The organism is Pirellulales bacterium (assembly GCA_035499655.1).
Classification (GTDB): domain Bacteria; phylum Planctomycetota; class Planctomycetia; order Pirellulales; family JADZDJ01; genus DATJYL01.
The window spans coordinates 1-13,420 of sequence record DATJYL010000087.1; the positions used below are offsets into that span (position 1 = coordinate 1).

The following is a 13,420-nucleotide window of genomic DNA, read 5'->3' on the forward strand; positions in this document are numbered from 1 at the left end:
AATCGCTAATTGCTAATTGCTAGTTGCTAGTTGCTGCTGTTCACGGCGTAAAATCATCGCTCTCGCTCAGCCCCGCGGCAAAATTCGCCAATAAATCGGCCGCGCGGTCAATGTCGTCGAGCGAAATCATTTCCACCGCGCTGTGCATGTAGCGGTTGGGAATGCTCACCAAGCCTGCCGCCACGCCCGCCCGGCTAATTTGAATGGTGTTGGCGTCGGTTCCCGTGGCCCGGCCGCTGGCTGCCAGTTGATAGGGAATTTCGCTGGCTTTGGCCGCTTCGACCAGGCGTTCCACCACGCGCGGATTCATGTTCGGCCCGCGATAAATGACCGGCCCCTTGCCCAGCGCCACGTCTCCTTCCTGTTTTTTATCGACCGTCGGGCAATCCGTGGCGTGGGTCACGTCGACGGCAATGCCCACGTGCGGATTAATGCCGTACGCGCTGGTTTGCGCCCCGCGCAAACCAATTTCTTCCTGCACCGTGGAAACCGCATACAAAGCCACGTTCAATTTCTTTTGGCTCGCCCGCCGCAGCGCTTCGATGCACACCCACAGACCGGTTTTGTCGTCCATGGCCGGCGCATTGGCGAAATTGTTCCTCATCGCTTGATAACCCAACTGCAGCGTGACCGGGTCGCCGACGGAAACAATTCCCTCCGCCTCGGCCTTGTCTTTCGCGCCAATGTCCAGCCACATGTCTTTCAGCTTGACCACTTGCTTGCGTTCTTCTTCATTCAGCAAGTGAATCGCCTTCCGCGAAATCACTCCCGGCACGGGCCCTCCGGCCGTCCACACGGTCATCCGCTGGCCGACCAACTGCTGCGGATCCCACCCGCCGATGGTGTTGGCGTACAAAAACCCTTCCGCGTCGATGTGCTGCACCAGCATGCCAATCTGATCGCAGTGCCCGGCCAGCATCACCCGCAACTTGGCGTCAGGATTTTTCACGGCGATCACGTTGCCGTGCAGGTCGGTCGTCACCCGGTCGGCAAAATCGCCGACATACTGGCGAACCACCTCCTGCACCGGCCGCTCATATCCCGAAGGGCTGGGCGTTTCCAGAATTTTTTTGAAGAACTCGAGCGCCGCGGTGTCCATAGACGTTTAATGAGGCTTTCGTAATTGATCAATGATGATGACAGGCAGCAGAATCACAATGAGCATTGTGGAAAGAAGCATTGATAAAGGCAAACCAATGAATACCGGCAGAGACCAAGGAATCTGACGGTCGTTCAGCTGGAAAAGTTTTCCGAATGAGTGGCCTTGTCCGTTACGTTTGATTTCATACCAATACACAACAATCCCACCAATCCAACAGGCGACGGCTACGATCAACAAGGCGATAATTGCAGGCGTCATAAACTGCCCACCAAGTCGCTTGACGAAATCACAGCCCGCATTCTAGCATGGCACGTTCGATCCTTTCTATCCGGCTTTCGCCAACATGCTAGAATTACTCATCGCTAATCGTGTCACCCTTGCGAACTGCGCTAGTTGCTCCGCCCCCGCTAATTGCTAATCGCTAGTTGCTAATTGCTTTTGCGAAAATGGAAACAATCAAAGTCGCTATCGTCGGCATGGGCACCGTCGGCACCGGCGTGGCTCGGTTGTTGGTCGAGCATGGCGAACGGGCGGCGCGGCATTCGGGCCGGCAGCTCGTGCTGGAATCGGTCGTGGTGCAAAATGAAGAAAAACCTCGCGATTTGCACTTGCCCGCCGGCGTGCTGTCGACCGATTTACGAAAGATTACGCACAACCCGGAAATCAAAGTCGTCGCGCATTTGGTGGGCGGATTGGAGCCGGCCCGGCAAATCATGCTCCAGCTGCTGGAAAACGGCAAGGACGTGGTCACGGCCAACAAAGCCCTGCTGGCCGAGTACGGTCCGGAATTGTTCGACCGGGCCCGGGCGCTCGATATGTGCATTGCGTTCGAAGCGGCCGTGGCCGGCGGCATTCCCATCATCGCCAACATCAGCCAGTGCTTGTCGGCCAATCAAATTCAATCGCTCCGCGGCATTTTGAACGGCACCAGCAATTTCATTCTCACGAAAATGGAAGAACAGGGAGCCGATTATCACACGGCGGTGAAAGAAGCCCAGCGGCTGGGTTACGCCGAGGCCGATCCCACGCTCGATGTCGACGGCTCCGATGCCACCCAAAAACTGGCCATTCTCGCCCATTTGGCGTTCGGCGCCCGAGTGAACTGGCGCGACATTCCTCGCCGGGGCATCGACGGCCTCGACGCCGCCGATTTGCGTTACGCCAAAGAATTGGGCTATCGCATCAAGCTCGTGGCCATGGCCCAACTGGCGGCAGGCGGCGTGAATTTGCAGGTTTCGCCCACGCTCTGCAAAATCGGTTCGCCGCTGGCCGAAGTTCGCGGCGCATTTAACGCCATTAGCGTGGTTGGCGATGCGGTGGGTCCGCTGATGTTTCACGGCCAGGGCGCTGGCCAAATGCCGACCGCTTCGGCCGTCGTGGCCGACATGATCGACATGGTCGTAGGCCGGGCCCAAATTACTTTCCGCAACTTGGAATTATGGACCGATCAGGCCTCCGCCGCGCGGCCGCTCGATCCGGCCCAGTCGACCAGCAAATTTTATCTCCGCTTCCTGGCGGCCGATCAACCCGGCGTGCTGGCCGAAATTGCCGGCGTGCTCGGCAAGCACCAAATTTCAATCGCCTCGGTCATCCAGCACGACGACAAACGCACCGACGACGGCTTCCTGCCACTGGTCATCATGACCCACACCGCCGCCGAAGGCGACGTTTTGGCCGCCATCGAAACCATCGACAAGCTCCGCACGACCAAGCCTTTCAGTGTCTGCATGCGTGTGCAGGAATGATGTTGGCCGCCCACTTCCGTTGTCGATGGACGCTTGACTTTGCGCCGCCGACACGTCACGGCAACGCGCTGGCTCAATTCTTCCCTTGCATGCAGGCTCACCGTCTAAGACAATAATCGACTGCGTGTATTCCTGGGCTGCCGAGGTTGCTGGGTTGCCGCAAGCGAAAAAATCATCCCCCACGGTTTTTTCACCGTTTTCCACCGTTTTCGCTACCGTTTTTCGCCGTTTTTGACCGTTTTCACCGTTTTCCACACTTCGACTTTTGGACCCTTTCGACTCTTAACCCTTTCGCCCTGTGAAATACGCCATCATCATTCCCGACGGCGCTGCCGACGAACCCCAAGCTTCGCTCGGTGGCAAAACGCCGCTGCAGGCGGCTCACACTCCGGCCATGGACGCCGTCGTGCAAGCCGGCGTCGTGGGGCAATCCAACAATGTGCCCCCCTCGCTGCCGGCCGGGTCCGACGTGGCCTGTCTCAGCTTGCTCGGCTACAACCCGCTGGAGCATTTCACCGGCCGAGCGCCGCTGGAAGCCGCCGCGCAAGGAATCGAACTCGGCCCGGAAGATTGGGCCATTCGCTGCAATTTGGTGACCGTCGAAAACCAAACGATGCGCGATTTCACCGCCGGGCATATTTCCACCGACGAGGCCAAGCAATTGCTCGCCACGGCCCAGGAAAAACTCGGCGGCGAGCAGTTGCAATTTTATCCCGGCGTCAGTTATCGCAATTTATTAGTTTATCGAGGAGCGAAACAGCCCGCGCCGTTTTCGCCCGACACCCGCGCCACGCCGCCGCACGATTTGACCGACAAAACCGTGCTCGACGATTATCCTCGCGGCCCCGGCAGCGATTTGCTCAACCATTTGATGGCTGACAGCGTCGATCTGTTTGCCAATCATCCGGTCAACAAAGCCCGCCGCGCTGCAAACCATTCGGCGGCCACAAATATTTGGCTATGGGGATTGGGCCGCACGCCGCGGCTGTCGCCGTTTGAAAAAGTGTACGGCGTTCAGGGAACCATGATTACCGCCGTCGATTTGCTGCGCGGATTGGCCGCGCTCGTCGGTTGGCGGCGAATCGAAGTGCCCGGCGCGACCGGTTACATCGATACCGATTACGCCGCCAAAGGGCGTTACGCCATCGAGGCGCTACCCAACACCGACGTCATCTGCGTGCATGTCGAGGCGACCGACGAAGCCTCGCACATGGGCAACACGGCGGAAAAAATCAAAGCCCTGGAGCAAATCGACCGGCACATCGTCGCCCCGCTGCACGCGGCCTTGAAACAGCAGGGCGATTACCGCATTCTGATTTCCCCCGATCATCCCACACCGATCCGCTTGAAAACCCACAACCATGGTTTCGTTCCCATTGCGATGGCCGGAACCCGAATCCAGCCCGATGCCGCCACAACCTATGATGAAATAGCGGCCGGTCAATCGAAACTGTCCTTCCCGGAAGGCTGGCGACTGATGGGCCATTTCCTAGGCAAATAAGCCAACCTAGGCACCAGACACTTAGACACCAGACATCACTCATGCCCATCGTCGTTCAAAAATTCGGCGGCACCAGCGTAGCCGATAGTCAAAAAATCCTGGCCGCCGCCCGCAAAGCCATCCGCACCCAGCAGCAAGGCAACCAGGTGGTCATGGTCGTCAGCGCTATGGGTCACCAGACCGACCACTTGGTCGATTTGGCTGCTCAAATTACCGATCGGCCCAACGCCCGCGAAATGGATATGCTCCTTTCAACCGGCGAGCAAGTCAGCGTGGCGCTGATGGCGATGGCCATCCAATCGCTCGGTTCCAAAGCCGTCAGTTTAACCGGCGCTCAAATCGGCATTCGCACCGACAGCACGCACACAAAGGCCCGCATTCACTCCATTTCGACCGACCGCATGCGGCAACTGCTGGACGAAGGTCACATCGTTATCGCCGCTGGCTTTCAAGGCATCGACGAAAATTTCAACATCACCACGCTGGGCCGCGGCGGCAGCGACACCACTGCGGTCGCACTTGCCGCCGTGCTCCGGGCCGCTTCCTGCGAAATCTACACTGATGTCGATGGCGTCTACACCACCGACCCCCGCCAACTGCCCGAAGCCCGCCGCATCAAACGCATCAGCTATGACGAAATGCTGGAGCTGGCTAGCTTGGGCGCGGCGGTCATGCACAGCCGGTCGATCGAATTCGCTAAAAAATTCAACGTGCCCATCCACGTGCGCAGCAGCTTTAGTGACGTGCCCGGCACCATGATCGTGGCCGAGCCGGAATCGGCCAAGCAGCCGGTCAGCGGCGCTGCCCTGGTGAAGGACGAAGCCCGCATCACCATTGAAGGCGTTCCCGACCGCCCAGGCGTCAGCCATGCCATTTTTTCGCGACTAGCCAAGCGACACATCGCCGTCGACATGATCGTGCAAAACGTCGGCGCCGGCGGCAAGGCCGATATTTCCTTCACCGTGCCCCGCGACGATGTGGCCCAAACGCTGGAAGCCGCCAAAGAAGCCGTCGCCGAGTTGGGCGCGGCCGGCGTCAGCCACGATGACGACGTCGCCAAGCTTTCCGTCGTCGGCCTGGGCATGGCCCGCCAAACCGGCGTGGCCCAAAAAATGTTCAACGCCCTGGGCGAAGCCGGCATCAACATCGAAACCATCACCACCAGCGAAATCAAAATCAGCGTGCTCGTGGCCCGCGAGCAGGCTCAGGCGGCATTACGGGCCGTGCATGCGGCCTTCAGCCTGAACCAGGAGCCGTCGAACGGCAGTCCCGGCGATTCCGGCGCGCACCCCGCCGTTTCCACCGCCCTGGATGTTGTGCGCCAACTACAGGGAATGGAAAATTTGACCATCGATGAAATTACGCTGGACGAAAAGCAGGCCCGCGTGTCGATCGACGCCGTTCCCGACCGCCCCGGGACGGCCGCCGCGCTGTTCAAAGAAGTTGCCGCCGCCGGAATTTTTGTGGACATGATTGTGCAAAGCTACAGCCGCGCCGGCAAAGCCAATCTGACATTCACCGTGCCGGAAGCCGATTTGCAACGCAGCGCCGCCATTGCTGAAAAAGTGGCCAAACAATTCGGCTGCGGCGGCGTGAGCAGTTCCACCAAAATCGACAAAATTTCCGTCCAGGGTATTGGCATGCGGAGCCATTCCGGCGTGGCCCTGGGACTGTTCCAAGCGCTTTCCGAAGCCGGCATCAACGTCGATTTAATGAGCACCAGCGAAGTCCGCGTGAACGTGCTGGTCGACGGCGCGGTCGGGCAACGGGCCTTGGCGTGCCTGCAAAAGAGGTTCGCCCCGAAGTAGGGAAATTGCGAAATAGAGAATTCGTCACTAAGCCGCAAGCGCGATACAAACCGCTTGCGGTTTAGCACGCCAAATGGGGAGGCCGAACGAAGATCACTCCCCCAGCACGTCGTTCAGCACTTCTTCGGCCACGTAAATGGGCAGGGCCGGGTCGGCAGTCACGGCCACGGCAATCGCGTCGGAAGGCCGGGCGTCAATTTCAATCAGCTCCCCTTCCTTGCGCACCCGCAGCAAAGCGTAATAGGTGTGTTCTTTCAGTTCGCTAATCACCACGTCCTGCAGCTCGCCCCCCAGTTGATCGATAATGTTCACCAGCAAATCGTGCGTTAGCGGCCGGGGCGAATGGAATTGCTTGACGCGGCGGTCGATGCTCGTGGCCTCGAATATGCCAATCAAGATCGGGAACGTCCGGTCGCCATCGACTTCTTTCAGATAAATGACCTGCTGGTCATTGATTTCGCTGATAATGATCCGCGACAACTCCATCTGCACTGGCATAGCCCAATCCTTTACGAATGATGACGCCCAAGCGGCGAATGAATGAATCGATGAGTCCGCCTCGCATCCTCCAATTATAAAACGGCCTGCAGATCACAATCTAGTGGCCAGCGAAATCCGTCACTTTTTCTTCGCTTGTAATAGGGCCAGTGTCGCTTCAATTGATGCTTTGGCGGCTTTCAGTTCTTCCAGTGCGGCCCGTTCTTTGGCGATCACCGCCGCGGGCGCGCGGCTGACAAACGCTTCGTTGGCCAACTGTTTTTCCTTGGCGGCGATCAGTTGCGAGAATTTGGCCAGTTCTTTCTCATTGCGCGAGATTTCCGCCGTCACGTCGATGTGCTGGGCCATGTCGACATAAACTTCGGCCCCTTTCGCGGTGAAGTTGGAAGACAACGGTGGCTGGGCAACGCCTGGGCCAATAGCCGTGAGCACGCCGCCGGCCATTGATTCGAAATACGCTCGCATGGGCTCCAGCAACTTGGCCGTGGCGGCGTCGCATCTGGCGGAAAATTGAATCGTTGTTTTCGGACCGATGCTCGGATGCCTGGCCCGCACTTCCCGCAAACCGGCCAGCACTTCTTGAAACCGGGCGAACCGGGCCTCGATTTCTTCATCGACCAGCGACAAATCGGCCCCCGGCCAAGGGGCAATCATCACGCTCTCGGTACTCTTCTCCCTCGCCACTTGTGGGAGAGGGTTGGGGTGAGGGGTATTTGAAAATCCCCGCTCCGGCGCCGCGGCATTCAACCGCTGCCAAATATCCTCGGTAATAAACGGCGCCATCGGGTGCAGCAATCGCAAGATGACATCCAGCGTGTGGGCCAAAATCCGCTGGGCTAGGGGACGAGTTTTTTCGTCCTGCAGCCGCGACTTGCTCATTTCCAAATAAAAGCTGCAAAATTCGTCCCAGGCGAAATCGTACAACAGGCGAGCCGCATCGGCGAATTTGTATTGATCGAGGGCCGCCGTCACCTGCGCGGTCACGGTGTTCAAGCGGCTCAGAATCCAGCGATCTTCGACGGAAAGGGATTCGTCGCCGTTCGTGGCAGCAGTCTCTTGTGTGCTGCCGGCGCGACCACCGGTCGCGGCTTTATAGCCCTCCAAATTCAACAGCGCGAACCGGGCGGCGTTCCACAGCTTGTTGCAAAAATTCCGGGCCAGCTCGAAGCGTTCGCTCACCACGGCGGCGCGGGGCAGGGCGGTGTCTTCTGGCTTCGCGGCCCATTGCGTGGAGAACGACTGGCCGCAATGCGGGCAGGAAACGCGCGGCTGCGTTCGATTTTTTTGCGTTTGTTCGATCAGCTTTTTGCAGTGCGGGCATTCGAACTCAACCGGCATCCGCACATCTTGCGTTTCGGTGGCCATGTAAGCCAGGCCGAACCGCAGGGCATCGGTGCCGAATTTGGAAATAATGTCCAGCGGATCGACGCCGTTCCCCTTGCTCTTGGACATGGTTTCGCCGTACCCGTCCAAAATTTTCGGATGAATGTACACGTCGTGGAACGGAATTTCGCCCAGGTTGTACAGCCCCATCAACACCATGCGGGCGACCCACAGCGTGATAATTTCACGGCTGGTGATCAGCACACTCGTGGGATAGTAGTATTTCTGCTCGCTCCACTCGGGGTTAGCCGGCCCCTTCGGCTGATCCGCCAACGCCGGCCCCGGCCAGCCCAGCGTACTCATGGGCCAGAGTGCGGAGGAGAACCAGGTGTCAAGAACCTCGGGCTCGAGTTCGATCTCCTTTGGTTGGTATTGATCTATCGCAAATGTCTTAAGTTTGTTTTTTATTTCCGATTGATCTTTACTCAATATCCGGACCGAGATTGTGGCATACGGCTTGTTAATTTGATCCGTTGGTGTAAGCCTCTCATGAATCTCTACTTTAACTTCGAGTTCGTCCTCAGCAAATTCCTGTTTTAGAAGTTGTCGGTAAAATTGAGTCGTGTATTCATCTTGTATTTCAGTATATAGTGATGCATCATCTCGTTGCTTGTTGAATAGTGGACGATCAGAAGGTTCGTAACCAGCCTCTTCAAGGCGCTGAATTACCTCAGGATTTTCATCACGGAGGCACACATAGATTCTTGCTAGTACAGGTGTACCGTAGCGTCTTCCCTTTACTCCGATTGGTAGATCAACCGAGTAGTCGATTTCGCCGGCCTTATAAAGTGAATGGTTGATGATCGTATGTACGTAGCTTGTTTCCTGCGATTTTGTATAAACTTCTTTCGTCCACACAGGCACACGATGTCCCCACCATAGACTCCGACTGATGCACCAGTCGCGCTTTTCGCCGAGCCAATCGAGATAGCTTTTGGCGTAGCGAGGTGGCGTAATCTTAATTTTTCCGTCGGTCACAACACCCATGACCCATTGTGCCAATCGTTTTTTACTCCCATCCTTTGCGGTAAAATCTTTGTCCATCGCGACGAACCATTGATCGGCCAAGTACGGCTCGATCGGCGTTTTGGAGCGGTCAGAATGGGCCAAATCTATCTCGCGGTTTTCGCGATCGGTTTCCGGATTGTGCAATTTTTGTTCAATCAAATCAGCCACCACGGCTTCGCGGGCTTTCGTGTGCATTTTCAGGCCGCGATATTTTTCCGGCACGGCATCGTTCAGCAAGCCATCGGGATTCATGATGTTGATGGCACCGATTTCTTTGTGCCGTTGCCAAACTTGATAATCGTTTTCGTCGTGGGCCGGCGTAATTTTCACGCAGCCGGAGCCGAGTTCGGGCTTGGCCCACATGTCTGCAATCAGCGGAATTTCGCGCTCGGCCAGCGGCAGCCGCAGCTTGCGGCCGGCCAGAGCCATGTCGCGCAGTTTGAGCAGCGTCGGCAGTACGGTTTGGCGGCGATTGGCAAGATCGTCAAGCTGTTTTTGAATATCGGTCTTTTCTTTCGCTGATGCGGCGGCGAGTTTCTCTCGCAGTTCGCGCTCTACTTTATCCAAGGCCGCAGCCGGATCGGGATGGACTGCCACGGCGGTGTCGCCCAGCATGGTTTCCGGGCGCGTGGTGGCGATGGTCACGAACTGTGGTTCGTCGCTCGCAGCTTTGCCCGCCAGCGGAATCACCGGGTAGCGGATGTGCCAGAAGTGGCCTTTCACGGTTTCGTGATACACTTCGTCGTCGGCCACGGCGGTTTGCAAATGCGTGTCCCAATTCACCAGCCGCTTGCCGCGGAAGATCAGCCCATCTTTGAACATTTGGAAAAACGTGTGGCGGACCGCCCGGGCGCACATTTCGTCCAGTGTGAACCGGGTTCGCCGCCAATCGCAACTGAAGCCCATCTGCTTGAACTGCTCCAGAATGCGGGCACCGTATTTTTCCTTCCACTCCCAAATGCGCTGCAAGAGATTTTTCCGCGCTTCATCGACTGTGCTGCCTAAGTCATGTCGTGTTTTCTTTTCCTCTTCAAACAGCCGCCGTTCCACCACCGCTTGCGTGGCGATGCCGGCGTGGTCGGTGCCGGGCATCCACAGGGTGTTGTAACCCTGCATCCGCTTGAAGCGGATGATGATGTCTTGCAGCGTGTTGTTCAGCGCGTGGCCCAGATGGAGCGCGCCGGTGACGTTGGGGGGCGGAATGACGATGGTGAAGGGTTGGCGGCCGGCACCGGCGATACCATCGCCGGCTTTGTGGGCGGATGGCGGGTCGCTGTTGAAGTAGCCGCGGGATTCCCAAAATTGGTACCAGCGCTCTTGCGCGGCGGCGTGATCGTACTGCTTGGGAAGCTCTTCGGCGGCGGAAGTGGGCGTGGTCATGCAAAAATTCGGCGTGGTTTGCACAGGGCGAACGGTGAAAACCGATCATTATGGCCGACCCAAGCAAAATCGGCCAGCCGAGGTTGAAACATCGTCACTGGCCATGCGGTCGAAAGCGGCCGGCGCTAAGCGATGGTCGCTTGCTCATCTTTGCACAGCTTGTATTCGATGGCGTCGACCAAGGCTTTCCAACTGGCTTCGATAATGTTTTCGCTCACGCCCACGGTGCCCCAGACATCGCGCTGGTCGCGGCTTTCGATGGTCACGCGCACTCCGGCGGCGGTGCCGGCCTCGCTGTTAATCACGCGGACTTTGTAATCGACAAGGCTCATCTGGCGCAGGTTCGGGAATGAGCCGTTCAAGGCTTTACGTAGGGCGGCATCGAGGGCGTTCACCGGGCCGTCTCCCTCGGCCACTTCGTGGCGGAGTTTTTCGCCCACGCGGAGCTTGACTGTAGCTTCGGTGTGGAGCGGGGAAGAGTGAGGGGTGAGGAGTGAGGGGTGAAAGGTGAGTGAGGATGTATCATCAGATTCGACGGAAACGTGGTATTTGAGCGTCTCGAAATGGGGTTGAAATGTGCCGGCGGCGCGGCGGACGAGCAAATCGAACGACGCTTCGGCCGCTTCGAATTGATAACCCTTGTTTTCCAGCGACACCACCTGTGCCAGAATTTGGTCCATCAGCTCGCGGTTGTCTTGCAAATTGTATTTGGTCGTCAGAGCCACGATGTTGGAGCGGCCTGACAGCTCGCTGACTAAAATCCGGCGCTCGTTGCCGACCGTTTGCGGCGAGATGTGCTCGTAACTATTGGCCACCCGGGCTACGGCGTGCACGTGCATGCCGCCTTTGTGAGCGAAGGCGCTTTGGCCGACAAACGGCTGATTAGTACGGTAATTCATGTTCGCCAGATCGTACACATAGCGCGACAGCTCGGTCAGGCGTTTCGATCCACCGGCGCATAACACCTCGTAGCCCAATTTTTTGACGGCCAAATTCGCGCAGACGGAAATTAAATCGGCATTGCCGCAACGCTCGCCGACGCCGTTGATAGTACCTTGCACTTGCACGGCTCCGGCGGCCACGGCGGCCAGTGAGTTGGCGACGGCTAAATCGCAATCGTTATGGGTGTGGATGCCCACCGGCACGTCGAGCGCCGCCTGTGCGGCCTTCGTCAACTCGGCGATTTCTTCCGGCATGCTGCCGCCATTGGTGTCGCACATCACGACGAGCTTGGCGCCGGCCTCGGCGGCGGCGCGGACGGTTTGGGCCGCGTAATTGGGATCGAGTTTCCAACCGTCGAAAAAATGCTCGGCGTCATAAATGATTTGCCGCCCGCAATCGCGAAGGTATTTGACCGTTTCGCGGATCATCGCCAAATTTTCCTCCAGCGACACGCGCAGTACCTCGGTCACGTGAAACGCCGACGTTTTGCCGACAATGGTGACGGTTTTGGCACCCGAATCGAGCAGCGCCTTCATCCCGGGATCTTGCTCCGGCTTGACGCCTTTGCGGCGTGTCATGCCGAACGCGCAAACCTGGGCGTGCTGCAGCTTGAGCGCTTGCACGCGCTGAAAAAATTGGGCATCTTTTTCGTTCGACAGCGGGTAACCCCCTTCGACGAAATCGAAGCCCAGCTCGTCCAGCCGCTGGGTGATGAGCAGCTTATCTTGCAGCGAAAAGTTAACGCCTTCGCCCTGGCTGCCGTCGCGGAGCGTGGTGTCGTAAATTTGGATGCGTCGCATATCTTGTTAAGATAAGAATAGGCTATTGGTGGTTCGGGTTCACCTGGTTGGGCACCTGATTTTGATTTGACAGAGTGGCCTGATAGTTCGTCAACCAGGATTCCATTTTCCGGGCTAAAGCGCTTTGGCCTGTGCTGCGCGCTAGCTCTAAAGCTTTTTGTGCTGCTTCAATAGCCTGGGTGGGTCGATGCAGCTGGGCATTGGCATTAGTGAGATTGGCGTAGGCTTCCAGATAATCGGGCTTCAAACGTATGGCCTGCCGGTACTGCTCAATCGCTTGCTGCATTTCCCCTAACCTGGCCAGCGTGTTACCGAGATTGTAGTAGGCTTCGGGGAATTTGGGCTTCAACTGCACGGCTTGCTGGAATTGTTCGAGCCCTTCCTGTAAGTGGCCTGTCATTGTTAATGCATACCCCAAATTGTTATGGGCATCGGCATAGTAGGCATTGTATTGTAATGCTTGACGAAATTGCTCGATCGCTTCCTGAATCTGGCCTAATTGAGCTAATGCATTGCCAAAATTGTTGTGAGCTTCCGCATCATCTGATTTGATGCGCAAAGCCTGTTGAAACTGTTGGATGGCTTCCGACAGTTGGTTTGTAAGAACAAACGCCACACCAAGATTGTTGTGGGCTTCTGCATAATCGGGATTGATTTGCAAAGCCTGTTGGTAATACTCGATGGCTTGTTGAAGCCGGTTTGCAGAAGCTAATTCTACACCGCAATTGTAGTAAGCCACGCTATCATTTGGTTGCGAAATAATTGTGTTTTGCCAGAGATCAATGGCACTGTGGTAAGCGGATACTCGGTGAACGTCGATCATGCTGCAAACCAATGCCAGCAGGATAGCAGGGCCGGCGATCACCGCTAATGATGTAGACTGCCGCGTTACACTTGATTGGGTATTAAGTACGGCGGTAGTAACTGCAGGGCTAGCTCGTAGCATCAGCCCATAGCCGCCAACAACGGCCAGCGTGATAATTGCTGCCAGCGGAAGATACATTCGGCGTTCGGCCGCCACCTCCGTGATGACCGGCACGAGTGATGTGGGCGACAGAATCAACAAGATCCAAGCACCTATCATTCCCACGGGGCTTCGTCGCCATAATAGAATGCCTGTTGCCACTGCTAACAATGTCGTAGCTATTAGCCACGGCCAGGCGGCGCTGAGCTTGTTCAAATATGGCAGCGCGTAATGAATCGATAATGGCCATGGCCAGATAACTAATTTCAAATACAGCCACAGCACTTTG

General features: G+C 57.0%; 9 protein-coding genes. 3 read left to right on the forward strand and 6 right to left on the reverse strand.

The window, feature by feature from the left end:
* Positions 1 to 40 precede the first annotated feature (40 nt).
* Positions 41 to 1,099, reverse strand: a complete 1,059-nt coding sequence (locus VMJ32_06265; protein HTQ38610.1) for a M42 family metallopeptidase — start codon at positions 1,097 to 1,099, stop codon at positions 41 to 43.
* Between the two features lie 6 nt (positions 1,100 to 1,105).
* On the reverse strand, positions 1,106 to 1,360 hold the full coding sequence (locus tag VMJ32_06270; protein ID HTQ38611.1) for a hypothetical protein: 255 nt from the start codon (positions 1,358 to 1,360) through the stop codon (positions 1,106 to 1,108).
* 188 nt (positions 1,361 to 1,548) lie between these two features.
* On the opposite strand from VMJ32_06270, the gene VMJ32_06275 reads away from it, so the two are divergent.
* The 3 genes from VMJ32_06275 (at position 1,549) to VMJ32_06285 (ending at position 6,156) form a co-directional block, all read left to right on the forward strand.
* Entirely contained in the window at positions 1,549 to 2,847 is a 1,299-nt protein-coding gene (locus VMJ32_06275; protein HTQ38612.1) for a homoserine dehydrogenase, read from the forward strand.
* Between the two features lie 298 nt (positions 2,848 to 3,145).
* Positions 3,146 to 4,348: a cofactor-independent phosphoglycerate mutase gene (locus VMJ32_06280; GenBank protein ID HTQ38613.1), complete on the forward strand. Its 1,203-nt coding sequence runs from the start codon at positions 3,146 to 3,148 to the stop codon at positions 4,346 to 4,348.
* 41 nt (positions 4,349 to 4,389) lie between these two features.
* Positions 4,390 to 6,156: an aspartate kinase gene (locus VMJ32_06285; GenBank protein ID HTQ38614.1), complete on the forward strand. Its 1,767-nt coding sequence runs from the start codon at positions 4,390 to 4,392 to the stop codon at positions 6,154 to 6,156.
* A gap of 93 nt (positions 6,157 to 6,249) precedes the next feature.
* Here VMJ32_06285 and VMJ32_06290 read toward each other — a convergent pair whose 3' ends face one another.
* The 4 genes from VMJ32_06290 to VMJ32_06305 all read right to left on the reverse strand — a co-directional run.
* Positions 6,250 to 6,654: a bifunctional nuclease family protein gene (locus VMJ32_06290; protein HTQ38615.1), complete on the reverse strand. Its 405-nt coding sequence runs from the start codon at positions 6,652 to 6,654 to the stop codon at positions 6,250 to 6,252.
* A 120-nt stretch (positions 6,655 to 6,774) separates the two neighbouring features.
* A complete protein-coding gene (locus VMJ32_06295; GenBank protein ID HTQ38616.1) occupies positions 6,775 to 10,425 on the reverse strand; it encodes a valine--tRNA ligase in 3,651 nt (1,216 codons plus the stop codon).
* Positions 10,426 to 10,550: 125 nt separating this feature from the next.
* A complete protein-coding gene (cimA, locus tag VMJ32_06300; GenBank protein HTQ38617.1) occupies positions 10,551 to 12,167 on the reverse strand; it encodes a citramalate synthase in 1,617 nt (538 codons plus the stop codon).
* Positions 12,168 to 12,189: 22 nt separating this feature from the next.
* Positions 12,190 to 13,420 (reverse strand): tetratricopeptide repeat protein (locus VMJ32_06305; GenBank protein ID HTQ38618.1); only part of this gene is annotated, 1,231 nt, incomplete at its 5' end.